This window comes from Bosea sp. F3-2, from assembly GCF_008253865.1.
GTDB lineage: Bacteria > Pseudomonadota > Alphaproteobacteria > Rhizobiales > Beijerinckiaceae > Allobosea.
This window is the reverse complement of the sequence record NZ_CP042331.1, coordinates 3,714,981-3,740,871: the sequence shown is the minus strand read 5'-3', so window position 1 is coordinate 3,740,871 and position 25,891 is coordinate 3,714,981. Positions and strand designations below refer to the sequence as shown.

The window sequence follows — 25,891 nt, the reverse complement described above, 5'->3', positions numbered from 1 at the left end:
ACTCAATAAGTGCAGAACTCTTGCCTTGATTTCAACGATGATGCGAAAGTCGATACATCGGATTTACAAAGCTTCACCGCCTGCAAGCTGCAGAATTCCATAGAGAACAGAGGCATCGGCCACGTGATCGCCGGATCCGGCTTCGTTTGCCGGCTGGGTTATAATGATTTCGCCGCTCTGCATGGAAACGACTTCTATGCCTGCGGCGGAGAAGCCCTGGCCCTGCGCCCCGGCTCCCAGAACATTCGCCAGATCGACAAACTCGGTTGCGCTGTCCGAGACGAGATCGGCAACGGTCAGTTCCAGCACCGACGGCATCGGCGTTTCGTCGCCGCTCGGGGTTAGGGCGAGGACGATCTCATCCAAAGTCGATGGGGTCGGATCAGAATCCATCGTCGCCCTTTCGCGGCTTCCCCGTCCAGCTTCACGTCACCCCACGATCCGCAGCGATCGCGGGTGAGCTTCGCTTAGAACATCTCACCCGCTGTCGCCATATAAGTGATCAGGTCACCGTCGCGGGTGGCTGATGGTCATCGTAAAGGACCGACACCTGCACCTGCGGCGTGCTGAAGGTCGCGACGGTCGTCACGGTGCCGCCAGCTGCCGCGCCGTTGCTGTCGATCTGAAGCGCGGTCCCTCCATTCGCGAGATTGACGTAACCATCCACGTTTGCGGCGGTGACGCCCAGAGGCTCCAGGATCGCGCTGAGGTCGACGATGTCGCCGGCGCCGCCATTGTAGTTGTAGTCCTGGATCAGGTCGGAGACGGAGAGATTGCTGCTGTCGAGAACGAATACGTCGTTCCCGCTGCCGCCATTCAACGCATCCTGGCCCGCCCCGCCGATGAGCGTGTCGTCCCCAGCTCCACCGATGAGCGTGTCATTTCCGGCCCCGCCGATGAGCGTGTCGTTTCCACCTCCGCCGCTGAGCGTGTCATTGCCATCGAGACCGCTGAGCGTGTTCGCGTTGCCGTCACCCGTCAGGGTGTCGCCGAAATACGAACCGATCAGGTTCTCGATGCCGGTCAGCTTGTCGCCGCTGGCATCGCCGGCCGAGCTCTGCGCAACTAGATTGAGATCGACCGTCACGCCAGCGGACGAATTCTGATAGCTGACGGTATCGCCGACGGAAGTGTGCGCGCCGCCATCGAAGGTGTCGGCCCCGACGCCGCCGATGAGCGTGTCGTTGCCGTCGTGGCCATTCAAGGTTTCTCCGCCAATTCCAGCAACCAGCAGATTGTCCGAGGCATCGCCATTGATCGTTGCTTTCAGTGGTGTCGTGGTAACAGAAATCGTGCCTAACGAAGTGTCGCCATCCGCATCCGTTGCAGTTACGTTGAACGACATCGGGACGTCGTGCCCCGTGTTCAGGTTCAAATAACCGACGCCAGATACGGTGAAATCTGCACCAGAATCCTTAGAAAATTCGATCCTGTTATAGCCATCGGCGGTGAATACTGAAATTTGATCTCCATTCGTGACCTGCACCGCGTAGCCTGACCCGGATGGAGTTAAGCCCGTCAGCAGCACGCCGTTTTTGTAGATCTGCGTTATGGTGTCCGGCGCATCCCCGGCATCCCCCCACAAGACGGTATCGTTGTCTGCGTTGAACGCCACAACCCTGATTGTTGACGCACCACCACCGTTCTCAATGGTGGTTGTGAATCCATTGACGTCGTGGTGAGCAATAGGTGAATTGATGGCTAGATTATTTCCGCTTCCGGAAAGCGTTACATTGTTAGCGAAATCAAACCGCAGAAGGTCCGTATCCGCAATCATCGAGCCGTTTCCGGAACTTATGCTGATCGTCGAATTGGAATTATTTCCTTTTACGACGGCAAGAGCGCCGGTAACGGTATTCTGCCCGGAAATCAGGACATCGAGATCGCCAGTCCCTTCGATCACCTTGAAGTTCTCAGCAGACGTCTTGCCGAAATTGGTAGGTGTGATGCTTGCTCCCGACCCGTCATCGATCGCCCGGAAGAACTGGGTCGTATAGACATCGTTCGCTTCGCTGGTCGCATTCGGCGACAGCTTGACGCTGAAGACGGTGGTCTCCTTGATCCCATTGCCGTCAAGGTCGATCTTGCCGGTCAGCGTGTCCGTGCCGTAGCCATACAGATAGATGGCCTTGCCGCCGGAGGTCACGGCCGTCCCACCGCTCATCAGCGTCGTCGCACCATCCGTGCCGCCACTGAAGACGACGTTGCCACCATCGGCGCCGATGCTCTCGTAGAAGTTCAGCGCACCGCTGCCCACCGCGTTGGCGCCATTCTCGATGGTCATCGACTGCGCCGTGAAATCGACGGGCGAGTCGTCATTGAAGGTAACGTTGAGCGTTCCGGTACCGGTATCGCCGGCACTCGTGTCGCCATCGCTGTCGCCGACGCTGTAATGCAGGGCCAGCGTTATGTCGCCATTTTCGGCATTGTTGCCGGGCGCGTGGAGCACATTGTCGAGCAGCGTCAGCGTGTAGGCGCCGGTCGCTGGCGTCACCGCGACGGTGAACAGGGCGCTGTTCTCGCGCGTCGAATCGGTGCTGATCGTGATCGTCGCCGTCAGCACATTGCTTGCGCTGTTCCAGCCATACGTCACCGTCTCCTGGCCGATCGTGGCCGTGGTGCCATTGAGATTGGTGAAGCTGAAGGAGAGCGCGCCATCGCCGCCCGACCCCGTCAGCGTGCCCGAGAACGACGCCGAATGAGTGGCTGCGTCCCCGGCGCCGCCGGCGATCCCATGCGCCAGCCCCTCGTCGTCCACCGTGGCCGCCACTGTTCCACCGGTCGGAACGTTGTTGACATTGGCGATGGTGACGACCTGCGTGGCGGTCGACGTGTCGCCGTCCCCGTCCGTGATCCGATAGGTGAAACTGCCTGTCGTGTTCGACGTGCTGGAATTGACGACCGGATCGAAGGTCCAGGTTCCGTCCGCCTGGAACGTATAGGTTCCGTTCGCATTGGTGATCGTGGTGGCCCCACCCACTGCGATGGTCTCGAAACCGTTGCCGAGACCGAAATCCACGGCAGTCAGCTTGGCCCCATCGGCGCCGCGCACATCATTGGCCAGGAGATTGGTGCCGGACGTCGGACCATCCGTCTCCGACACCGTGAGAGGCGCACCGGCCACCGCCAACGGAACGTCGTCCGACACCGTCACCTTTACTGTGCCCTCGGCCTTGTCGCCGTCGGTGTCCGTCGCGATCACCTTGACCACGCCGAGATCGACTAGGTCGTCCAGGTTGAGCCCCGGATGCGCGTCGTAGTTGCTGTTAAGCGTCGCCGTCACCGTCGCCGCATCGCCCGAGACCGCGAGGTCGAGCGTCACAACCGTCGCGCCGCTCACCGTGTCCTTGCCCAGGATCTGCGTGTCCGACACCCGGCTCCAGCTCAGATTCGCCGTCGCCAGCCCACTGAGATCCGTGTCGAACTTGATCGAGGCGATCGCGTCCGCGCCCGGCGCGAAGGTGATCGTCCCCTGGTCGAAGTCTGCCCCGCCGGGCGTGCTGCCGCCCGCCAGGTTCTGGTCGTCCACCGTCAGCGCCACCACGCCGCCCTCAGGCCCGCTCAGCGTCGGGCCCGACCCGTCCGTGATCGTGAAGCTCACCGGGCTCATCGCGACGTCGCCGTCGCCATCGGTCACCTTCACCGCGAAGGCGACCGGCAGCCCGGCCGGATTGTTCAGGTTGTTCAGCGCCGCGAAGCTCCAGCTCCCGTTCGCCGCCACCGTCAGCGTGCCCAGCCCGGCGACCGTGATCGCCGTGCCCAGGTCGTACTCGCTCCCGCCGACCACGACCTTCGTCACCGCGCCCGCCGCATCCGCGCCCGGCACCTGCGACCAGGTCCCGGCCAGGGTCTGGCCTTCCACCACCGTCGCCGCAGCCGCCGCAGCCGTCACCGTCGGCACGTCGTCGCTGACCTTGACCGTGACCGCGCCGACCGCCGGGTCGCCGTCGGTGTCGGTCGCGATCACCTTGATCCCCGACAGCGTCAGCTCGCCGGCATTGGCGTTGTCCTGATGCGGGAAGTGCTCGGTCAGCGTCGCCGTCACCGTCGGGCTCACCGTCGCCCCGCCGGCCGCCGCCGTCTGGCCGCCGCCCAGCGTCAGCACGATCGCCGCCTGCCCGCCGATCGAGCCGGTCAGCGTCCGGTCGCCGTTCGACAGCGCCCAGCTCAGCGTCACGCCCTCGTTCAGCCCGAGATCCGCCGCGATCGCATTGCCCGCCGCGTTCGGGTCGGCGAACACCACCGCGGCGATCGCATCCGAGCCCGAGGTGAAGCTCAGCGTGCCGCTGTCGACCTCATTGCTGTTGCCCGGCACCGAGCCGCTCGCCAGCGCGCTCTCCGCCACCGTCAGCGCCACCACGCCGCCCTCAGGCCCGCTCAGCGTCGGGCCCGACCCGTCCGTGATCGTGAAGCTCACCGCGCTCATCGCGACGTCGCCGTCGCCATCGGTCACCTTCACCGCGAAGGCGACCGGCAGCCCGGCCGGATTGTTCAGGTTGTTCAGCGCCGCGAAGCTCCAGCTCCCGTTCGCCGCCACCGTCAGCGTGCCCAGCCCGGCGACCGTGATCGCCGTGCCCAGGTCGTACTCGCTCCCGCCGACCACGACCTTCGTCACCGCGCCCGCCGCATCCGCGCCCGGCACCTGCGACCAGGTCCCGGCCAGGGTCTGGCCTTCCACCACCGTCGCCGCAGCCGCCGCAGCCGTCACCGTCGGCACGTCGTCGCTGACCTTGACCGTGACCGCGCCGACCGCCGGGTCGCCGTCGGTGTCGGTCGCGATCACCTTGATCCCCGACAGCGTCAGCTCGCCGGCATTGGCGTTGTCCTGATGCGGGAAGTGCTCGGTCAGCGTCGCCGTCACCGTCGGGCTCACCGTCGCCCCGCCGGCCGCCGCCGTCTGGCCGCCGCCCAGCGTCAGCACGATCGCCGCCTGCCCGCCGATCGAGCCGGTCAGCGTCCGGTCGCCGTTCGACAGCGCCCAGCTCAGCGTCACGCCCTCGTTCAGCCCGAGATCCGCCGCGATCGCATTGCCCGCCGCGTTCGGGTCGGCGAACACCACCGCGGCGATCGCATCCGAGCCCGAGGTGAAGCTCAGCGTGCCGCTGTCGACCTCATTGCTGTTGCCCGGCACCGAGCCGCTCGCCAGCGCGCTCTCCGCCACCGTCAGCGCCACCACGCCGCCCTCAGGCCCGCTCAGCGTCGGGCCCGACCCGTCCGTGATCGTGAAGCTCACCGCGCTCATCGCGACGTCGCCGTCGCCATCGGTCACCTTCACCGCGAAGGCGACCGGCAGCCCGGCCGGATTGTTCAGGTTGTTCAGCGCCGCGAAGCTCCAGCTCCCGTTCGCCGCCACCGTCAGCGTGCCCAGCCCGGCGACCGTGATCGCCGTGCCCAGGTCGTACTCGCTCCCGCCGACCACGACCTTCGTCACCGCGCCCGCCGCATCCGCGCCCGGCACCTGCGACCAGGTCCCGGCCAGGGTCTGGCCTTCCACCACCGTCGCCGCAGCCGCCGCAGCCGTCACCGTCGGCACGTCGTCGCTGACCTTGACCGTGACCGCGCCGACCGCCGGGTCGCCGTCGGTGTCGGTCGCGATCACCTTGATCCCCGACAGCGTCAGCTCGCCGGCATTGGCGTTGTCCTGATGCGGGAAGTGCTCGGTCAGCGTCGCCGTCACCGTCGGGCTCACCGTCGCCCCGCCGGCCGCCGCCGTCTGGCCGCCGCCCAGCGTCAGCACGATCGCCGCCTGCCCGCCGATCGAGCCGGTCAGCGTCCGGTCGCCGTTCGACAGCGCCCAGCTCAGCGTCACGCCCTCGTTCAGCCCGAGATCCGCCGCGATCGCATTGCCCGCCGCGTTCGGGTCGGCGAACACCACCGCGGCGATCGCATCCGAGCCCGAGGTGAAGCTCAGCGTGCCGCTGTCGACCTCATTGCTGTTGCCCGGCACCGAGCCGCTCGCCAGCGCGCTCTCCGCCACCGTCAGCGCCACCACGCCGCCCTCAGGCCCGCTCAGCGTCGGGCCCGACCCGTCCGTGATCGTGAAGCTCACCGCGCTCATCGCGACGTCGCCGTCGCCATCGGTCACCTTCACCGCGAAGGCGACCGGCAGCCCGGCCGGATTGTTCAGGTTGTTCAGCGCCGCGAAGCTCCAGCTCCCGTTCGCCGCCACCGTCAGCGTGCCCAGCCCGGCGACCGTGATCGCCGTGCCCAGGTCGTACTCGCTCCCGCCGACCACGACCTTCGTCACCGCGCCCGCCGCATCCGCGCCCGGCACCTGCGACCAGGTCCCGGCCAGGGTCTGGCCTTCCACCACCGTCGCCGCAGCCGCCGCAGCCGTCACCGTCGGCACGTCGTCGCTGACCTTGACCGTGACCGCGCCGACCGCCGGGTCGCCGTCGGTGTCGGTCGCGATCACCTTGATCCCCGACAGCGTCAGCTCGCCGGCATTGGCGTTGTCCTGATGCGGGAAGTGCTCGGTCAGCGTCGCCGTCACCGTCGGGCTCACCGTCGCCCCGCCGGCCGCCGCCGTCTGGCCGCCGCCCAGCGTCAGCACGATCGCCGCCTGCCCGCCGATCGAGCCGGTCAGCGTCCGGTCGCCGTTCGACAGCGCCCAGCTCAGCGTCACGCCCTCGTTCAGCCCGAGATCCGCCGCGATCGCATTGCCCGCCGCGTTCGGGTCGGCGAACACCACCGCGGCGATCGCATCCGAGCCCGAGGTGAAGCTCAGCGTGCCGCTGTCGACCTCATTGCTGTTGCCCGGCACCGAGCCGCTCGCCAGCGCGCTCTCCGCCACCGTCAGCGCCACCACGCCGCCCTCAGGCCCGCTCAGCGTCGGGCCCGACCCGTCCGTGATCGTGAAGCTCACCGCGCTCATCGCGACGTCGCCGTCGCCATCGGTCACCTTCACCGCGAAGGCGACCGGCAGCCCGGCCGGATTGTTCAGGTTGTTCAGCGCCGCGAAGCTCCAGCTCCCGTTCGCCGCCACCGTCAGCGTGCCCAGCCCGGCGACCGTGATCGCCGTGCCCAGGTCGTACTCGCTCCCGCCGACCACGACCTTCGTCACCGCGCCCGCCGCATCCGCGCCCGGCACCTGCGACCAGGTCCCGGCCAGGGTCTGGCCTTCCACCACCGTCGCCGCAGCCGCCGCAGCCGTCACCGTCGGCACGTCGTCGCTGACCTTGACCGTGACCGCGCCGACCGCCGGGTCGCCGTCGGTGTCGGTCGCGATCACCTTGATCCCCGACAGCGTCAGCTCGCCGGCATTGGCGTTGTCCTGATGCGGGAAGTGCTCGGTCAGCGTCGCCGTCACCGTCGGGCTCACCGTCGCCCCGCCGGCCGCCGCCGTCTGGCCGCCGCCCAGCGTCAGCACGATCGCCGCCTGCCCGCCGATCGAGCCGGTCAGCGTCCGGTCGCCGTTCGACAGCGCCCAGCTCAGCGTCACGCCCTCGTTCAGCCCGAGATCCGCCGCGATCGCATTGCCCGCCGCGTTCGGGTCGGCGAACACCACCGCGGCGATCGCATCCGAGCCCGAGGTGAAGCTCAGCGTGCCGCTGTCGACCTCATTGCTGTTGCCCGGCACCGAGCCGCTCGCCAGCGCGCTCTCCGCCACCGTCAGCGCCACCACGCCGCCCTCAGGCCCGCTCAGCGTCGGGCCCGACCCGTCCGTGATCGTGAAGCTCACCGCGCTCATCGCGACGTCGCCGTCGCCATCGGTCACCTTCACCGCGAAGGCGACCGGCAGCCCGGCCGGATTGTTCAGGTTGTTCAGCGCCGCGAAGCTCCAGCTCCCGTTCGCCGCCACCGTCAGCGTGCCCAGCCCGGCGACCGTGATCGCCGTGCCCAGGTCGTACTCGCTCCCGCCGACCACGACCTTCGTCACCGCGCCCGCCGCATCCGCGCCCGGCACCTGCGACCAGGTCCCGGCCAGGGTCTGGCCTTCCACCACCGTCGCCGCAGCCGCCGCAGCCGTCACCGTCGGCACGTCGTCGCTGACCTTGACCGTGACCGCGCCGACCGCCGGGTCGCCGTCGGTGTCGGTCGCGATCACCTTGATCCCCGACAGCGTCAGCTCGCCGGCATTGGCGTTGTCCTGATGCGGGAAGTGCTCGGTCAGCGTCGCCGTCACCGTCGGGCTCACCGTCGCCCCGCCGGCCGCCGCCGTCTGGCCGCCGCCCAGCGTCAGCACGATCGCCGCCTGCCCGCCGATCGAGCCGGTCAGCGTCCGGTCGCCGTTCGACAGCGCCCAGCTCAGCGTCACGCCCTCGTTCAGCCCGAGATCCGCCGCGATCGCATTGCCCGCCGCGTTCGGGTCGGCGAACACCACCGCGGCGATCGCATCCGAGCCCGAGGTGAAGCTCAGCGTGCCGCTGTCGACCTCATTGCTGTTGCCCGGCACCGAGCCGCTCGCCAGCGCGCTCTCCGCCACCGTCAGCGCCACCACGCCGCCCTCAGGCCCGCTCAGCGTCGGGCCCGACCCGTCCGTGATCGTGAAGCTCACCGCGCTCATCGCGACGTCGCCGTCGCCATCGGTCACCTTCACCGCGAAGGCGACCGGCAGCCCGGCCGGATTGTTCAGGTTGTTCAGCGCCGCGAAGCTCCAGCTCCCGTTCGCCGCCACCGTCAGCGTGCCCAGCCCGGCGACCGTGATCGCCGTGCCCAGGTCGTACTCGCTCCCGCCGACCACGACCTTCGTCACCGCGCCCGCCGCATCCGCGCCCGGCACCTGCGACCAGGTCCCGGCCAGGGTCTGGCCTTCCACCACCGTCGCCGCAGCCGCCGCAGCCGTCACCGTCGGCACGTCGTCGCTGACCTTGACCGTGACCGCGCCGACCGCCGGGTCGCCGTCGGTGTCGGTCGCGATCACCTTGATCCCCGACAGCGTCAGCTCGCCGGCATTGGCGTTGTCCTGATGCGGGAAGTGCTCGGTCAGCGTCGCCGTCACCGTCGGGCTCACCGTCGCCCCGCCGGCCGCCGCCGTCTGGCCGCCGCCCAGCGTCAGCACGATCGCCGCCTGCCCGCCGATCGAGCCGGTCAGCGTCCGGTCGCCGTTCGACAGCGCCCAGCTCAGCGTCACGCCCTCGTTCAGCCCGAGATCCGCCGCGATCGCATTGCCCGCCGCGTTCGGGTCGGCGAACACCACCGCGGCGATCGCGTCCGAGCCCGAGGTGAAGCTCAGCGTGCCGCTGTCGACCTCATTGCTGTTGCCCGGCACCGAGCCGCTCGCCAGCGCGCTCTCCGCCACCGTCAGCGCCACCACGCCGCCCTCAGGCCCGCTCAGCGTCGGGCCCGACCCGTCCGTGATCGTGAAGCTCACCGGGCTCATCGCGACGTCGCCGTCGCCATCGGTCACCTTCACCGCGAAGGCGACCGGCAGCCCGGCCGGGTTGTTCAGGTTGTTCAGCGCCGCGAAGCTCCAGCTCCCGTTCGCCGCCACCGTCAGCGTGCCCAGCCCGGCGACCGTGATCGCCGTGCCCAGGTCGTACTCGCTCCCGCCGACCACGACCTTCGTCACCGCGCCCGCCGCATCCGCGCCCGGCACCTGCGACCAGGTCCCGGCCAGGGTCTGGCCTTCCACCACCGTCGCCGCAGCCGCCGCCGCCGTCACCGTCGGCACGTCGTCGCTGACCGAGATCTGGACGCTGCCCTGCGCGGCGCCCGCGCCCGTCTCGACGACGACACCGATCGAGCCGAGATCGACCGCCTGAAGCCCGGCGCCCGGAACATGAGGCACGGGCCCCAACAGCGTGGTCATGACGACGACGCCGATCGTGCCGATCTCCTGACCGGTCGCTGGTTCGATCTGGAGAAGAACGGTGTCGACGCCTCCCACGCGCCCGACAACCGTCGTATCGGACAGCCGAACCCAAATGATATCCGCGCCGGGAAGGCCATTGGTTTCGGTCTGCAGCGAACCCAGATCGGCCGCAAAGCGGACGCCGGTAACCGGCAGCGTACCGGTATCGAAGGACAGGGTGGCACGCCCAATTTCGTCTGTCCGGGCGCTGGCGGACCCGCTCGACAGGGCCGCTTCCGCAAGCACCAGGCTCGCCGTCGACGACAGGGAGCTCGGGCCGACGCTCTGCCCCCTGACGGCGCCGAGCTCGCGCTGTTCGAGAGTCGGAAACTGCAGATCCGTCGGCGGAAGCAGATCCGTGAGCCCGAAGAAGCTACCGACGCTGCCGTTCGGCACGCTGAAGTTGCCGCCGGAGCTGCCAATACTGGAAGCCTGAGCGCCGGCCGGACCAGCCGCCGCGATGATCCCCTGGCGGTCGAAGACGGCAGCCAACGTCTCGGCCGGCACTTCGACGTCCCCCACCATCAGGGTCGGGACGTTGGAGGCACCGTTGTCGATGACGATCGTACGACCATCAGCCTGCTTCAGGACGATGTCCTTGCCGGTGATCTCGATATTGTCGAGCGACGTCCCTTGCGGCAGGCGAACGACCTTGGACGCTGCAGCGTCGAAATGAACCGCCGGCGGCGTCACATCGGTCGCGGACCCTGCGGATGGGGGCGTGGGGGTTACCGGTGCAGGCGCCGACGCCGGCGCCTCCGTCTTGGCCTGGGCCAGCTGAATGTGGCCGGCGCGATCCGAGGCGCCCTGTTCTGCCGAAACTTGCCCCGCTTCGATCTTCGTTTCGAAGCCGAGGTTGCCGCTACCTTCAACCATGACGTAACCCGATCACGCTGATGTCTGATCGGATGCTTTGGCGAGTTTTGGTTCTCGGACAAGAGTGGCGTTATATTGGCGTATATCAGGACTTCAAATAATTGCTGAATGCTTAACAGGCGACGTAATAGATCCTCTGACTTTACGGCATTATCGGGTGATCGAGGCGTCGAGCCGTATAGGAGCCAGAAGCGAAGCCGCTCAAGAGCAGCCCGCCTATGGCGCGGGTGGAGTTGGCCGCAACGCGCAAAGAAGAAGAGCCTGCCCACGCGTCCGCTCCAGCAGCGTTACTCTGACCGTTGCCTTGAGCGAATGGTGTTCTGCATCCAGCGAACCGGGAATCGACAGGATCCGCTGTTCGTTTTCCTCGAAGAGTGCGAGCACCCGGCCAATTTCTGCCGCGAGCCCGAGCCGGAGCTGGGACTGGACGCCCGTGCTGGCGACGAGCGTATGCATCGGTCCGTTGAAGAGCAGGATCTGCTTGTGCTGATTGATGATGAAGGCCGGCTCGATCATCAGATCGATGATCCGTTGCCAGCGTCCCTTCAGATTTCTCGGCTGGCCGGCTTGCGCTTCCCGCATGTACCATTCGATCGCAGCCACCCGCAGCCGCGCGGTGGCATTGCCGCCGTCTTTCGCGATGAGCCGGGCGACCAGCGTCGACAGCCGCTCGCGCTGCTGGTCCGCCATATGTTCCAGCGCCCGCCAGAACGACGGTTCGAGCTTGAATGCTCGCCGACGCCCGGAGATCGTCAACAGCCGTAGACGCGGTTCCTTGACGGAGCGCAGGTCGGCTTCGTCCTCGACCTGTTCCATCAGCGCTCGGTCAGCGCTTCATGCCTGGCGCGATTGATCGGCTTGAGCAGGTAGGCCAGAATCGACTTGTCGCCAGTAATGATGTCCACATCGGCCGTCATGCCCGGGATGATCGAGTGGACTCCCTTCCCCATTTTCAACGTGGTCTCGTCACCCCGGACGAGAACCACGTAGAAGGTCTCCTTGGAGTTGGAATCGTAGATGCTGTCGGCCGACACCTGTTCGACCACGCCGTTCAAGCCGCCATACTGATAGAAATCATAGGCGGAGATTTTGATCAGCGCCTTTTGCCCAGCGGCGATGAAAGCGATGTCGGAGGGCTTGACCCTCGCCTCGATCAACAGCTTTCCATCGGAGGGCACGATGTCGAGCAGCCGCTCTCCGGGGTTCACGTAAGCGCCGACCGTATTCACCGCGAGAGAATTCACGACGCCATCGACCGGCGAGCGGACATCGGTGCGGCGGACACGCTCCTCGGCGCCCCGCAGCGTTTCCTGAACAACCGACCATTCCGCCCGGCGGGCCGTCAGTTCGGCCAGGGCCTCGCGCCGGAATTGGGAGATCTGCTCGGTGAGCAGCAGATTCGCTTCGCGCAACGCGGCCTCGAGCTTCGCGGTCGTTTCCTTGGCTGTGCTCAATTGCCCTTTCAGCTCGACCACCTGCCGCTGCGTACGAATGAGTTCGAGCTGAGAAACGAGATTTCTGCTCGCCATTGGGGCGATGATCGAGAGCTCCTTTTCGGCAAGAACGAGTGATTCAGTGAACCGCTGGGTCTGCGCGGTGACCTCTCCCAGCTCTCGTTTGCGTTGCTCGAGCCTCTCCCTGAAGCTTTCGATACGCGCTTTGACATTTTCCTGCCGCGCAGCGAGCAGCTTCTGTTCATTCTGGCAGATGGCAGGCGCGACCTCTTGGATGTCCTTCGGGCAATCAAAAGGCGTATCCGGACCTGCGATCTCCATTTCCAGACGCGCAATCTGGGCGCGCAGCGCGCGGCCCTGTGCCTCTGCCTCGCCGGCCTTGGCGGCATTTGGCGTGTCATCCAGCCGAATGATGAGTTCGCCTTGCGTGACCCGCTGGCCCTGCCGCACGAAGATATCGCGCACGACCCCGGCCTCGGCGCTTTGAACGACCTGGGTGCGTGCTGACGGGATTACGCGTCCGGAACCGCGCGTGATTTCCTCGACGCGGGAAAAATTGGCCCAGACGAGCCCCGCAATCAAAAAAGCGCCGATCAGCCTGATTGCCTGCGAGGCCAGCCGCGGCGGTCGGTCGCCCCTGCGAAAGGCCTGCTTTTCGGGTTTGCCGCGAAACCAGGAAATGGAACGCAGCCGCTCCCGGCCAATGATCGACGTCACCAGGGTAGCGCTCCCGCGCGATAGCCGCCTCAAGCATCCTGCCTTGCCGCAACTATCATAAAGACGACGGCAAGACGAGCAACTGGGTCGATGACATGAAAATTTAACGTAAACAGCTTCTCGTTCGATAAATTTATGGGATATTGAAGGGAATTAGCTAGGTGTCCTGTTGTTAAAGGGCGTGAACGGAACCCGCTTCGAGGGACACGAATGACGACCTCTCCTCAAGAGCCTGCCAAAGGCTATGCACGCCATGGAGCGGGCGGTCTGAAGGCCTGGGGCTCCGCGCTCGCAGGCAGCATCGCGGCCATCGTCGTGTCGTCGGGCCTGGCTATGGGCATGGGCACCGCGCTGCCGGCGTGGGTGCCGCTCGGATTGGGCGCAGCCGCGGCTGTCGCTCTGGCTGGTACGGCCAGGACCATCGGTCAGTTGCTGCGCCAGATCGAGACTGCGAGCCGGATGCTCGGAGAGGGCGACCGAGACGGCGACCTGCTCGATGACGCCCGGAAGGCGCGGGAAGAGATCGGCAAATATCGCCTCGAGGTCGAGCGCCTGCAGGACGTCGATCCGGTTACTGGCCTTGGAAACCGGAGATGGCTGCAAATCAGGGCGATGCAGGAATTCAGCCGGGCCCAGCGCGAGGGCAGCGCGCTCTCCCTCATCCTGTTGAAGATCGAGGGCTACAACGAACTCGCGACCCGCGATGACGGGAATACCGCTGAGGCTCTGGAATTGCACGTTGCCGACACTCTGAAGAGCTTCGTTCGGCCTTACGATGTCGTGGCACGCGTCTCTCCCTCGGAGTTCGGCGTGCTCTTGCTTGGCGCCCCTGCGCCGACCGCGACCAGCATCGCCCATCGTCTCAGGAATGCGGTCCTCGCGCGGCCACCGCTCCTGCTCGGACAGAGCATGCCGGATATCCCGGTCGTGGCCGTGGAGCGGAAAGCCGACGAAACAAATTTCGATGAGCTGCTGACGCGCGCCCGAAGCGCCGAAGTTTCGGATCACCAGAACACCTGAAGGCCGACATCGGCTGACGCCTCCATCGGCGAGAGACTGACAGCGCATCGAAGACTATTTGCGGCCGCGCCACATCGCGGCCGCAAGTCATTCAGAGAAGCCCTCTCGGGATAGAAAACAAAACGATAATTTCCCCGAAAATTTTAATCGAATTCGATCGGATAGCTTTGATCGTCGATATCTGTATTTCAGTTTATCGAAGTACCGTAAGATTTTAGCTGATTAATTCAGCCGATCCAACGACCCGCCTGCGCATCATCGACCTCATACAGAGGTGAAATGATGAGCCGGTTGGCCAAAGTGCTGAAGAACCTGATCAGAAGCTGTCTGGCGATTACGCCTGTCGCGACAGCGTTCCTGTCCACCGTCGCCTTCGCCAACATTCTGCCAGAGCAGCGGAAGCAAGATCTTCAGCTCCAGGCCAATCTTCCGTTCTTCGTCGCCACATCGCGTTTCGGCGAAATCGCGATTGAGCTACCCGCTTCGATGTCGCGGGCGACGAACGCGGTCGTTTCCAGTTCTCAGCTCGCCGTTTCTGCGTTCCGACCGGTCTTTCTTCCGTCTGCGGCGGACGCGAAAGAAGCGCCGATCACGGCAACCGAATACTGGAAGCGCCTCGCCAGTTCCCCGGCCGTGCAGCCTCGAAGCATGCCTCCTGTGCGGGGCGAGGTTTTGGGCTCCGTTACTCTCGCGATTTCGAGTGCTCCCCTGACGCAGCGCTGGCGGACGGCTGTGGCAGAGCGGGCGGATTCGTATTTTGGCAGCAGCTGCAACGCTGAACGGGTGGTCTGCGCATCCAAGCTGCGCGGTCAGTTGTTCGATGCCGTCGCGATTGCTCAGCGGCAGGATGAGCAGGAAGCCGTCCGATCGATCAATTCGGCGGTCAACGCCCGGCTGAAGTATCGCACCGACCTGGATACCTATGGTGTCCCGGACTACTGGGCAGCAGCGTCGGAAATTCTGCAGCGCGGTACCGGCGACTGCAAAGGCTACGCCATTCTGAAAATGTGGATGCTGCTCGCCGCTGGCTTCGATCCTTCCCAGATCCGGCTTCAGCTCGTCAAAATCCCGGCGACTGGTCAGGATCACGCGATCTTGGTGGTCAACACAACGGCCGGACAGCTCGTGCTCGACAATATCAAATCTGACGTGCGCAACGATTACGACGTAAAAGATTATGTGCCTCTGCTGTCGTTTGTTGAGCAGTCGACACAAATTCATGGCGTCAAGAGGAATAGCCGCTCATAGGCGGTGCGGCTTAGAACCCCGACGAGTCCTTCGTATTCGGAATTCGGTATCGAAGGGAGCAGGCAGCCCTCTCGCGAGGCGGCACTTCGATCACCGAGAGTCGGAATGCCTATTCGGTGAGACGGATGGCAACACGTCGTGAGGCTCGGCCTGATGCGGCCTTTGCCCCATCGCGGAGGTGAAACCCACACAAAGTTGCCGGAGTGCGACAACGTACGGGTTGCGCGCCAGGAAGCTGGCTTCGCCAAAATAAATCGGAATTTCAGGCAGCTCCGGCAAATCGATCGCGGTGATCGTGGTTTCCGTGCCGTCCATGCACCAGGCGGGAATGATCGCGTAGCCGAGGCCGGCTTCGACGCAGCGCTTCACGCTCGAGCTGCCCGATGTCGAGATCGCGATCTCCATCTCCATCTCGGTGTCGTCCGGCTGCAGATAATCGATGGCGAGGTTACGCAGAAGCTGGCCGGGCTCATAGGTCACGAAGGGGCGCCCCTGGACCCATTGCCTGATCTCCCCGCGCGGCGGCAGCCCCCATTCGCGCGGCAGAACAAGCGCCGGCCGATAGGTGCAGACGAGGTGCTGCGGCACATTGGGGTCGCCGAAATAGCGCTCGGTGATGCACAGGTCGAGGCTGCCGTCCCGGATCATCTCCGGCAGGGCGGTATCGCGTTCGAAGGCGATGATCTCGACCTGCGGGAAAAGCGCGCGGAACTGCGCCAGGATCGGCGGCATCAGATAGAAGAAGATCGCCTGCGGCAGCCCGATGCGCAGCACCGGCCGCTCTTTCTGGAGCGTGCGGTCGAGCCGGGTCAGCACGGTATCGAGCTCCGGCAGCAATAGCTTGTAGAGGCTGCGTCCGCGTGGCGTCAGGGTCACTGTCTTGGCGCCCTGCTCGGAGACGACCAGCCGCTCGGCCAGCAATTGCTCAAGCCGCCGCACATGGTTGGCGGCCGATTGGTAGCTCATGCCGAGCTTGCGCGCCGCGGCGGAGTAGGAGCCGTCGCGTGCGACGATGAAGAATGTCTGGATGAGCGTCAGATTGGCTTCGCGCATGGTCCCTTCCGCCGGCCGGCCCGTCTTCCCTTCCTACAACAGCTCGCCTTCCGCCACTTGCAAACAATGAGGCAAGTCGAAGCGGATCATTTGCATCGACCCGACGGGTGAAGCCAACGAGGTTCTCGCCATCGCTATACGGGACGAACCGCTTCGGCATGGCCTCCTCTTCATCCATTCACGTCGCCGTGGTCGGCACCGGGATCGTGGGCGCAGCCGCCGCCCATTTCCTGGCTGCCGCGGGCGCACGGGTGACGCTGCTCGATGCTTCCGGGCCGGCGGCAGGCGCGACCGGCGCCTCGGACGGGGCGGTTTCGGTCGCCAGCAAGCGTCCCGGCCCGATGATGGATCTCGCTCGCCACGCCCGTGCCTTCTACGCCCGCTGCGAGCGGGACGGTCTGTTTCGTGGCCTGTTCCACCGCCGCTCGACCTTCCTCGTCGCACGCACTGCGATCGAGGCCGAGCTCGTCGCCCAGCACGGCGCCGACCTTGCGGCGGCGGGCGAGCGCGTCGTCGAGATCAGCCGCACGGCGTTGCTGGATCGCATTCCGGGCCTGGGTGCCAGTGTCTGCGCAGCGCTCGAAATTCCCGACGACGGGCATGCGCTGGGCTACGAGATCACCGAGCGCCTCCTGCGGACGAGCCGCGTCGGCATCCGCCGCAATGCGCCCGTGTCCGAGATCGTCATGCGGGCCGGGCGCCTCGCGGGGGTCGCGATCCGGGACGAGCTGCTCGCGGCCGACGCGGTGCTCGTCGCCGCGGGCATCGGCTCGGCCGCGCTGCTCGGCCTCGGCGAGATCCTGATCCCGCGCAAGGGGCAGATGGTCGTCACCGACCGTTCCAGCGCCGCAGGCCCTGCGATCGACGGCCATCTGATGGCGGCTTCCTATCTCGCCGCGAAGCGCGGCATCGTTCGCGACAACGCCCATATCGGCCTGGTGGTCGACCCGCTGATGACGGGCCAGTTCCTGATCGGCGGCAGCCGCGAAGACCATCGCAGCGACCACGCCACCGATGCCGCGACCGTTGCGGCGATTCTGCGTGATGCGCTTGATCTCTACCCGCCGCTCTCCGGCCGCCGCGTCCTGCGCAGCTTCGCCGGGGTGAGGACCGCTTCCCGCGACGGCCTGCCGATCGTTGGCCTGCACCCACATCGCGAGGGCGTCGTCATCGCGACGGGCTTCGAAGGTGACGGCATCTGCCTCGGCCCGTTCATGGGCGCCAGTGCTGCCCGCCTGCTGCTCGGTGAGAAGCCGGAAACCGACTTGTCCGCGCTGTCGCCGCAACGCTTCGCTCGCGTCGAGGCCCACGCATGACCCGCCATTTCTTCTGGAACGGCGAACCGGTGGCTTTTCAGCCGGGCGAGACGATCGCCGCAGCGCTGCTCAGGGCCGGCATTGCCGGTCTCGGCCGGCCCAGCGATGCGCCGAGCGGGCGCGTGTTCTGCGGGATCGGCGCCTGCCAGGGCTGCGTCGTCGCTGTCGCGGGGGCAGCACCGGTCGAAGCCTGCCTGACGCCGGCGAGCGAAGGTCTCCGGCTCGGCCCGCTGCCCGCGATCGGAACCGACCATGCGTGAGACCCCTGTCATCGTCGTGGGCGGCGGCCCGGCCGGCGCGAGCGCAGCCGCGAGCATCGCGGAAGCGGGTCTGCCGGTCCTCCTGATCGAGCAGCGCGACCGGCTCGGCGGCGCCATCCATCGCCAGCCGGTAGCCGGCAACGAAAGCCATGTCTGGCAGCCCGCGCGGCACCGCCGCAACTGGACTGAGCTGACGGCGCGGCTCCAGGCCTCTGCCGACCGGATCGAGACCCGGACGCAGACCGTCTTCCTCGGCGTCGATGGCGAAGGCCGCTTCCTGTTCGACGATCGTTGCGCCGGCCGCGTCTTCGCGCGCCGGCCCCGGGCCGCGATCATCGCGGTCGGCGCCGTCGAGACGATCCGCCCCTTCCCGGGCTGGGAGCTGCCCGGCGTCATGACGGCCGGTGGCGCGCAGGTGCTGCTCAAGGAAACCGGCCGCCCTCCGGAAGGCCCGATCCTGGTGGCCGGCAGCGGGCCGTTGCTGCCGGCCTTGTCGGCCCAGCTCGCCAAGGCCGGCAATCCGCCGGTCGCCCTGCTGGAGCGTGGCCGGCCGTGGCGAGCCCCGGAGGCGCTGGCTCGTCTCGCCCTGTCATGGGCGCCGATGGCTGAGGCCGCAGCCTATGCGGCGGCGCTTGTCTCGAGCCGCGTGCCTTACTGCTGCGGAGCCTTCGTGACACAGGCCGAGCCGGATGGCGCCGGGCTCAAGGTCGGCATCCGCATCGGCGAGGCGAGTCGAGTCCTACGCGTGCGGCATCTGCTGATCCACGAGGGTATCGAGCCGAACCGGACGGGAATTCCGCTGCCGGACCCCGATGCGGCCGTGCCGATCCTGCTCGCGGGAGACGGGCGGGAGGCCCTCGGCGCCGATGCCGCGTTGCTCGACGGTCGACGCGCCGCGATGCAACTGCTCGCCCGGCTTGGGCTTGCAGGCACAGGCGCGTCGTCGGATGAGCGCGGCCTGCAGCGGGCCCGCGACTTCCAAGCCACTCTCGCACGGGCTCTCCATAGCGAGCCGATCCTGCCGGCGCCCGAAACGCTGATCTGCCGCTGCGAAGGGCGCAGCTATGCCGATCTGGCGGCGCTGGCCGACGACGCTTCGTCCCGCGAGATCCGGCTGATGGGCCGCTTCGGCCTCGGCGCCTGCCAGGGGCGCTTCTGCGGCCCGATGATCGCCGCCCTGCGAGGCCGGCCATTGCCGGCCGCAACTCCCCCGCGCTGGCCCTTGCGACCGGTTTCGGTCGCAGCGCTCGCCCGCCTGACCACCGATGAAACGGAGTGATCGTACCGTGACCATGTCCCTCGCCAAGCCCGCCCGGGCTGCCGCCGCCTCAATGGTCGAGGTCACCAATCCGTTCGACGGATCTCTCGTCGGCAAGGTCCGCCAGGCCGACGAGGTCACGGTGGCCGAGGCGCTGCGCCGGGCGCGCAAGGCCTGGTCCGCCTTCCGCTTCACCACGCCCGCCGAGCGCAAGGAGCTGCTTCATCGTCTCTCCGACCGTCTCGGGGACGAGGCCGAAGCGATCGCTCGGACGATCTGCGCCGAGGTTGGCAAGACGATTGCCGAGGCCCGCAACGAGGTCCGTCGCGCCCGCAATACGCTACGGCTCAGCGGCGACGCCGTCACCGTGCTGCATGGCGAGGTTCTGCCCACCGCCATCGTGCCGGCCGCACCGGACAAGCAGGCGGTGATCACTCACGAGCCTGCCGGGGTCCTCGGCGCGATCACGCCGTTCAACTATCCGCTCAACCTGCTCTGCCACAAGCTCGGCCCCGCGATCGCGGCCGGCAACGCCGTCGTGGCGAAACCGTCGCCGAAGGCGCCGCTTGCTGCGCAACGCCTGGCGGAGCTGGCCGAGGAAGTCGGTTTCCCCGCCGGCCTGTTCGGCATCGTCCATGGCGGTGCCGATGTCGCGGCGATGATCGCGAGCGGCGATATCGACCTGCTCAGCTTCACCGGCGGGCCCGCGGCGGGATTGGCGCTGAAGAACGCCTCCGGCCTCGTCCGCTGCCTGATGGAGCTCGGCGGCAATGACCCGCTGATCGTCATGCCCGACGCGGATCTCGACCGCGCCGCCGAAGTCGCGATAGCGCACCGCTTCGAGATCGCCGGCCAGAGCTGCGCCGCCGTGAAGCGCCTCTATCTGCACGACGCCATTCGCAAGACGATGATCGAGCGCATCGCGGCGCGGGTCGCAGAGGTCACGACCGGCAATCCGGCCGATGCCGCGACCGTCATGGGCACCGTCATCGACGAGCCGGCCGCAGCCGAGGTCGAGCGGCGCGTGAAACTCGCCGTAGCCGACGGTGCCCGGATCGTCGCCGGCGGCAGCCGCCGCGGCACGCTGTTCGCGCCCACCTTGCTCGACGCCGTTCCGGCGCAGACGGAACTCGTTCGTTCCGAGACCTTCGGGCCGGTGCTCGCAGTGCGCCGCTTCGACGATCCCGACGCGGTGATCTCCGAGATCAATAGCGGCGCCTACGGGCTGCAGGCCGGGCTCTTCACCAACGACCATGCGCTCGTGAAGCGGGTCGCGCGCCGGCTCCGGGTCGGCGGCGTCATGGTCAACGAGGGGCCGGACTTCCGCGCCGAGAACGTGCCTTTCGGCGGCATCAAGTCGAGCGGGCTCGGCCGCGAAGGCATCCACATGACCCTGCGCGAAATGAGCGAAATCAAGGTCGTCATCGACTGACGATGCAAGGAGCCAATCTGATGATCGATCCCGAACTGCGCCGGCGCCTGACCGGCGTCTTCACAGCCCTGGTCACGCCGTTCCGCGACGGGGCGGTCGACGGGCCTGCCCTCGAGAAGCTGATCGCCGCGCAGATCGCGGCGGGCGTCGCCGGGCTCGTCCCGGTCGGCACGACGGGCGAGGCGGCGACGCTGAGCGAGGATGAGGCCGATGCGGTCATCCGAACCACGGTGAAGGCCGCGGCCGGACGGGCCTTCGTCATGGCCGGCGCCGGCTCGAACGCGACGCGGCTCGCCGTCGGCAAGGCAGAGCGCGCCGAGGCGGCGGGCGCCGATGGCCTCCTGCTCGTGACGCCCTATTACAATAAGCCCTCGCAGGACGGGCTGTTCGACCACTTCTCCGCCATCGCCAGCGCCGTGAACCTGCCGATCATGCTCTACAGCGTGCCGGGACGCACCGGCGTCGAGATCGCGCCGGCGACGGCCGCGCGGCTTGCGGCGGCTCATTCCAACATCGTCGGCATCAAGGAGGCCGGCGGCAAGGCCGAGCGCATCACGGAGCTGCGGCTGGCGCTCGGCGCAGACTTCGTCATCCATTCCGGCGATGACGGCCTGACCTTGCCCTTCCTCGCGCTCGGCGCCGATGGCGTGACGAGCGTCGCCTCGAACCTGCTGCCCGCGGAGGTCGTCGCTTTGTGCCGGGCCTGGTACGCCGGAGACCCGCGCGAGGCGCGCCGCATCCACGAGGTCCTGTTCGACCTCGTCGGCCACCTCTTCATCGAGAGCAATCCGGTGCCGGTGAAGACGGCGCTCGCGCGAGCCGGCCTCATCGGCCCGGAACTGCGTGCACCGCTTGCACCGCTGCGCCCAGAGAGCCGCAAGGCACTGGAAGCAAGCCTGCAATCCTTCGAGAGCCGGGCGAACATATAAGAAAACCGGTAGGACGACGCCCTACTCTCGCATTGTCCGCGCAAGTGCGTCGCCTAGGCTCTGGTTGTCCTAACCACCAGCGCAAGACCGAAAAACATCGGCAAGGGAACGGAGTGGAAAGCTCATGAAATCGATCATTCGCGCCATCTGCGCAGCCGGCCTGGGATTGCTGGCGCTTCAAGCCTCGGCCCGGGCCGAGGACACCATCGACACCATCCGCTCGCGCGGCGTCTTGCGCATCCCGGGGATCATCAACGAGGACCCCTACTTCAACAAGGACCCGCGCTCCGGCGAATGGCGCGGCTTCGCCATCGAGATGGCCCGCGACATCGCCAGCACCCTCGGTGTCAAGCTGGAGGTTGTCGAGTCGAGCTGGCCGAACGCCATCCTCGACGTGCAGAGCGGCAAGGTCGATCTCGCGCTCGGCGTCACGGCGACGCCGCAGCGCTCCCTTTCGGTCGCCTTCTCGAACCCGACCTATTTCAACAGCTTCGTCATCGTCTCGCCCAAGGCGGAGCTCTCGAAGCTGAGCTGGGCCGAGCTCAACGACCCGAAATACACCTTCGCGGTCGATCTCGGCTCGTCGCAGGACCTGATCGCCCAACAATATCTACCCAAGGCCAAGATGCTGCGCTTCAAGTCCCGCGACGAGGCGATCGTGGCGGTGGTCAGCGGCAAGGCCGACGGTCTCGTCAACACCATGCTGAACGGCCTCGTCATGAGCAAGAAGGCGAGCGGTGTCGGCAAGGTGATGGTCCCGTCCCCGGTTCTATCCACGCCGTCCGTGGTCGCGATGAACTGGAAGGCCGACGAGAAGTCGCGCGCCTTCATCTCGGCCTGGGCCGAATACAACCGCCGCATCGGCAACAACCAGACCTGGATCGTGAAGAGCCTGGCGCCCTTCGGCATCACGCTCGACGACATGCCCGAGGGCTTCGGCTTCGGTGGTTAAGGCAGGAGCAGCCCTGGAGCAGGACATTCGCGAAAACTGGCTCCCGCCTTTTCGCATCCTGCTCAAGGGCCGCTTTCACGAAAGGCTGGCATGACATGTACACGTGGAGCTTCGCCCCGATCCTCCAGGCGAGCGACCTGTTTCTCTGGGGCGCGTGGATCACCATCGTCTACACGGTGGCCTCCATCGCCATCGGGCTGGTCCTCGGGCTGCTCCTGTGCTTCGCGCGGCTTTCCGGTATCGGGCCGCTGAGCTGGCTGGCGCAGGGCTTCCAGGAGCTGTTCCGCTGCACGCCGCTGCTCGTGCAGCTCTTGTGGATCTACTACGCCCTGCCGCTGCTGCTCGGCTTTGATCTCGCCAACTGGGCGGCGGCGCTGATCACGCTTTCGCTCTATGCCGCCGCCTTCTATGCCGAAGTCTTTCGCGGCGGCATCGTCTCGATCGACAAGGGGCAGTCCGAGGCCGGCGCCGCCATCGGCATGTCCGGTTGGCAGGTGATGCGGCGCATCGTGCTGCCGCAGGCGATCCGCCGGATGATGCCGGCCTTCATCAACCAGTCGGTGACGCAGTTCAAGAACACCTCGCTGATCTCGGTGATCTCCGTGGCCGAGCTCACCTACATGGCCAGCATCGTCAACGGGCAGACCTACCGCCCGCTGGAATCCTACACCGTCCTCGCGGTGCTCTACTTCGCCATCCTGTTCCCGATCACGAAGTTCGCCGACATCGTCGAGAGCCGGACGCGCGGCAGCTATTGAGCGAGGGCCATTCCATGACGTCCGTTTCCCCATCCGGCGCCCGCGACACCGTTCTCGAAGCTCGCGGCATCACCAAGCGCTTCGGCACGCTTCCCGTCCTTCACGGCATCGATCTCTCCCTGACGAGCGGTGAAGTCGTCTCGATCATCGGGCCCTCGGGCTCCGGCAAATCGACCTTCATTCGCTGCATGAACATGCTCGAAGTGCCGGACGGCGGGGAGATCGTTTTCCGCGGCCGCCGCGTCGGCCCGAAGTTCCGCGGCACGGACCAGCTTCTCGGCCTCGGTGAATTGCGGCGCCATGTCGGCATGGTGTTCCAGCACTTCAATCTGTTCCCGCACATGAGCGTGCTGGAGAACGTGATCGAAGGGCCCGTGACCGTCCAGCGCAAGCCGCGGGCCGAGGCCGTCGATATCGCGATGGACTACATCGCGAAGGTCGGCCTGGCCGAGAAGCGCGACGCGCGGCCGGATCAGCTCTCGGGCGGACAGAAGCAGCGCGTGGCCATCGCCAGGGCGCTCGCCATGCAGCCGGACGCGCTGTTGCTCGACGAGATCACCAGCGCGCTCGATCCGGAGCTCGTCGGAGAGGTCCTGGGCGTGGTGCGCAACCTCGCGGAACAGGGCATGACGATGGTCCTCGTCACGCATGAGATCTCGTTTGCCGCCGGTGTCTCCGATCGGGTCGTCTTCATGGAAGGCGGGCGCATCGCCGAGCAGGGCAGCCCGGACCGCATCCTGCACAACCCGGACAACGAGCGTCTCAAAACCTTCCTCGCGCGCTTCCATGGCTGATCGGCAGGGAAACAACGCTCGGCCCTTCAGGGTCGTCATCGTCGGCGCCGGCCGGATCGGCATCGCCCTGGCGCTGCTCCTGCGCGAGAAGCCGGAGTTCACGTTCCTGCTCGCCGACCCGACCGAGCCCGGCCGCAGAAGGGCCAAGGACCTCGCGCTGCCGTTGACGGAGGCTGATCCGGGCAATGTGGCGGAGCTCGACCGGGTGCTGGCTGGAGCAGACGCCGTCGTCGCGGCCTTGCCGTCATCGGCCACGCCCATGGTGGCCGCGGCGGCCCGGCGCAGCGGCAGCCACTACCTCGACCTGGGCGATGACGGGGCCGCGCTCGAAGCGGTCCAGCGTGAGGCCAGCGCCGCGGCCGGCTGCTTCATCGCGCAATGCGGCATCTCGCCGGGGCTCGTCTCGGGCCTCGTGCTCGATCTCGCCGCGCGCTGCCCTGGCCTGCCGGATATCGACGTTCGCATTGGCGCTTTGCCGCAAACGCTCGCCGGCCGCCTCGGCTACGGGCTGGTCTGGGATGTCGACGCCACGCTGCGCGAGTACACGCGCGCCTCGCTTGCTCTCATCGACGGTCGCGAAGCCGAGCTGGCGCCGCTGTCGCGCTGCAGCCCCTTGCACCTCGGAGAGCGCGACTACGAGGTCTTCGTCTCCGGCGCCATCCCGACGACGCTTCGCGCGTGCCTGGCTGGCAAGGTCGGAAACCTGATCTCGCACACGATCCGCTACCCCGGGCACGCCGACCAGATGGCGTTTCTGCTGGACGAGCTCAAGCTGCGCGAACGCGTCTATCTGCTGCGCAATCTCTTCCTCAACGCGCTGCCGGAGATCACGGATGATCGCCTGCTGATCTCGATCACCGCAGCGTCTCGCGGCGCGGAAGGCGCGCGCCACGAGCATTTCCTGCGCGAGGTCGAGCCGACGCGGATCGACGATGTCTCGATCGGGGCGATGCGGCGCACCGCCGCCTCCCACGTCGCTGCGGTGCTCGATCTGCTGCGCCTCGGGCAGATCGGCCGCAGAGGACTCCTTGCGCAGGAGGACATCCCGCTAAGCCTCCTGCGCGAAAACCGGTTCCTCGCCTGGTTCTTCGAGACGCCGGCACCTGCCTCCGGGCGCGTTTTGCAGGGAGCGCTTCCATGAACGGTTCTGGCTCGATACGGACGGGCGCGGTCGTGACCGACCTGAGCATCGGGGTCCTGATGCTCGACACCCATTTTCGCCGTCTGCCCGGCGATATCGGCAACGGCCGAACCTGGTCGTTCCCCGTCCAGTTCCGGGTCGTGCGCGGCGCCGATCCGGCAGCGATCGTCCACGGTCGCCCGGAGGAGTTCCTCAAGCCCTTCATTGCAGCCGCCCTCGATCTTGTCGGTTGCGGCGTGCGTGGCATCACCACGAGCTGCGGCTTTCTGGCCTTGCTTCAGAAGGAGCTGGCCGCCGCCTTGCCGGTTCCTGTCGCGACGAGCAGCCTGCTGCAGGCGCCGCTGATCGAGGCGATGCTGCCTGCCGGGCAGCAGGTCGGCATCCTCACCTTCGCTGCGGAGGCCTTGACGGCACGCCATCTGGCCGCCGTCGGGGTGCGCCCCGACACTCCCATCGAGGGGCTGCCGCCGGACAGCCTGTTCCGCCAGGTCTATGGCAATCGCGGCGGGGAGTCCGACGTCGCGCAGCTCGAGGCGGAAGTCGTGGCCGCGGCCCGAGCGCTGGTCGACCGCCACCCGAATGTCGGCGCGATCCTGTGCGAATGCACGAATCTCCCGCCGCATTCGGCGGCGGTTGCTGCCGCCACGGGGCGGCCGGTCTTCGACATCATCGGCTTCGTCGAGTGGTTCGGGCATGGGATATCGCCGCCGGGCTTCCGCTGAGATTAGACCGGGAGGGTGGCCCAGCTTTCCACCTCGCGCTATAGCATCGGACCGAAAAGTGGATTCCACTTTTCGGAAAGATCCGATGCGATAACAAATACATAGATCACCGTTATCGCGTCCGATCGGACGCGCGGCGATCTAAGGCCGCGAGGCGGTCGAAGCCCT

General features: G+C 66.9%; 17 protein-coding genes. 12 read left to right on the top strand and 5 right to left on the bottom strand.

The features are described from left to right. Positions 1-63 precede the first annotated feature (63 nt). The 4 genes from FQV39_RS17230 to FQV39_RS17215 all read right to left on the bottom strand — a co-directional run bounded on the left by FQV39_RS17230 (position 64) and on the right by FQV39_RS17215 (position 12,840). Positions 64-393, bottom strand: coding sequence for a hypothetical protein (locus FQV39_RS17230; protein WP_149131405.1), 330 nt, complete (start codon positions 391-393; stop codon positions 64-66). A gap of 109 nt (positions 394-502) precedes the next feature. Continuing rightward, positions 503-10,669 carry a beta strand repeat-containing protein gene (locus FQV39_RS17225; RefSeq protein ID WP_149131404.1) on the bottom strand — a complete coding sequence of 3,389 codons (10,167 nt, stop codon included), beginning with the start codon at positions 10,667-10,669 and terminating at the stop codon, positions 503-505. 216 nt (positions 10,670-10,885) lie between these two features. Further along, positions 10,886-11,485, bottom strand: a complete 600-nt coding sequence (locus FQV39_RS17220) for a ribbon-helix-helix domain-containing protein (RefSeq protein WP_149131403.1) — start codon at positions 11,483-11,485, stop codon at positions 10,886-10,888. Next, entirely contained in the window at positions 11,485-12,840 is a 1,356-nt protein-coding gene (locus FQV39_RS17215; RefSeq protein WP_248313048.1) for an HlyD family type I secretion periplasmic adaptor subunit, read from the bottom strand. The genes FQV39_RS17220 and FQV39_RS17215 overlap by 1 nt, the downstream gene beginning before the upstream one ends. Before the next feature lie 210 nt (positions 12,841-13,050). Here FQV39_RS17215 and FQV39_RS17210 point away from each other — a divergent pair, with 210 nt between their 5' ends. Together FQV39_RS17210 and FQV39_RS17205 are read left to right on the top strand one after the other, a co-directional pair. After that, positions 13,051-13,860 (top strand): GGDEF domain-containing protein, encoded by an 810-nt coding sequence (locus tag FQV39_RS17210; protein ID WP_149131402.1) that lies wholly within the window; start codon positions 13,051-13,053, stop codon positions 13,858-13,860. A 300-nt stretch (positions 13,861-14,160) separates the two neighbouring features. After that, positions 14,161-15,108, top strand: coding sequence for a transglutaminase-like cysteine peptidase (locus FQV39_RS17205; protein ID WP_248313425.1), 948 nt, complete (start codon positions 14,161-14,163; stop codon positions 15,106-15,108). 90 nt (positions 15,109-15,198) lie between these two features. Here the strand turns inward: FQV39_RS17205 and FQV39_RS17200 are convergent, their stop codons facing one another. Continuing rightward, positions 15,199-16,161, bottom strand: a complete 963-nt coding sequence (locus FQV39_RS17200; RefSeq protein WP_149131400.1) for a LysR family transcriptional regulator — start codon at positions 16,159-16,161, stop codon at positions 15,199-15,201. Positions 16,162-16,319: 158 nt separating this feature from the next. Here FQV39_RS17200 and FQV39_RS17195 point away from each other — a divergent pair, with 158 nt between their 5' ends. The 10 genes from FQV39_RS17195 (at position 16,320) to FQV39_RS17150 (ending at position 25,723) form a co-directional block, all read left to right on the top strand. After that, on the top strand, positions 16,320-17,477 hold the full coding sequence (locus tag FQV39_RS17195) for an NAD(P)/FAD-dependent oxidoreductase (RefSeq protein WP_149131399.1): 1,158 nt from the start codon (positions 16,320-16,322) through the stop codon (positions 17,475-17,477). Further along, the gene (locus FQV39_RS17190) at positions 17,474-17,737 is read left to right on the top strand and encodes a 2Fe-2S iron-sulfur cluster-binding protein (RefSeq protein WP_149131398.1); all 264 of its coding nucleotides are present in this window, start codon (positions 17,474-17,476) and stop codon (positions 17,735-17,737) included. Before FQV39_RS17195 ends, FQV39_RS17190 begins: the two co-directional genes overlap by 4 nt. After that, positions 17,730-19,016, top strand: coding sequence for an FAD-dependent oxidoreductase (locus FQV39_RS17185; RefSeq protein ID WP_149131397.1), 1,287 nt, complete (start codon positions 17,730-17,732; stop codon positions 19,014-19,016). Before FQV39_RS17190 ends, FQV39_RS17185 begins: the two co-directional genes overlap by 8 nt. A 13-nt stretch (positions 19,017-19,029) precedes the next feature. Beyond that, positions 19,030-20,427, top strand: a complete 1,398-nt coding sequence (locus FQV39_RS17180) for an aldehyde dehydrogenase family protein (protein ID WP_149133895.1) — start codon at positions 19,030-19,032, stop codon at positions 20,425-20,427. A 20-nt stretch (positions 20,428-20,447) separates the two neighbouring features. Next, positions 20,448-21,356, top strand: coding sequence for a 4-hydroxy-tetrahydrodipicolinate synthase (gene dapA, locus FQV39_RS17175; protein ID WP_149131396.1), 909 nt, complete (start codon positions 20,448-20,450; stop codon positions 21,354-21,356). A 124-nt stretch (positions 21,357-21,480) separates the two neighbouring features. Next, positions 21,481-22,308: a transporter substrate-binding domain-containing protein gene (locus FQV39_RS17170; protein ID WP_149131395.1), complete on the top strand. Its 828-nt coding sequence runs from the start codon at positions 21,481-21,483 to the stop codon at positions 22,306-22,308. Between the two features lie 95 nt (positions 22,309-22,403). Further along, positions 22,404-23,066 carry an amino acid ABC transporter permease gene (locus FQV39_RS17165; RefSeq protein ID WP_149131394.1) on the top strand — a complete coding sequence of 221 codons (663 nt, stop codon included), beginning with the start codon at positions 22,404-22,406 and terminating at the stop codon, positions 23,064-23,066. Positions 23,067-23,080: 14 nt separating this feature from the next. Next, positions 23,081-23,860 carry an amino acid ABC transporter ATP-binding protein gene (locus FQV39_RS17160; RefSeq protein ID WP_149131393.1) on the top strand — a complete coding sequence of 260 codons (780 nt, stop codon included), beginning with the start codon at positions 23,081-23,083 and terminating at the stop codon, positions 23,858-23,860. Next, complete coding sequence (locus FQV39_RS17155; RefSeq protein ID WP_149131392.1) at positions 23,853-25,001, top strand: saccharopine dehydrogenase family protein; 1,149 nt, start codon at positions 23,853-23,855, stop codon at positions 24,999-25,001. The genes FQV39_RS17160 and FQV39_RS17155 overlap by 8 nt, the downstream gene beginning before the upstream one ends. Then, positions 24,998-25,723 carry an aspartate/glutamate racemase family protein gene (locus FQV39_RS17150; RefSeq protein WP_248313047.1) on the top strand — a complete coding sequence of 242 codons (726 nt, stop codon included), beginning with the start codon at positions 24,998-25,000 and terminating at the stop codon, positions 25,721-25,723. Before FQV39_RS17155 ends, FQV39_RS17150 begins: the two co-directional genes overlap by 4 nt. Positions 25,724-25,891 lie beyond the last annotated feature (168 nt).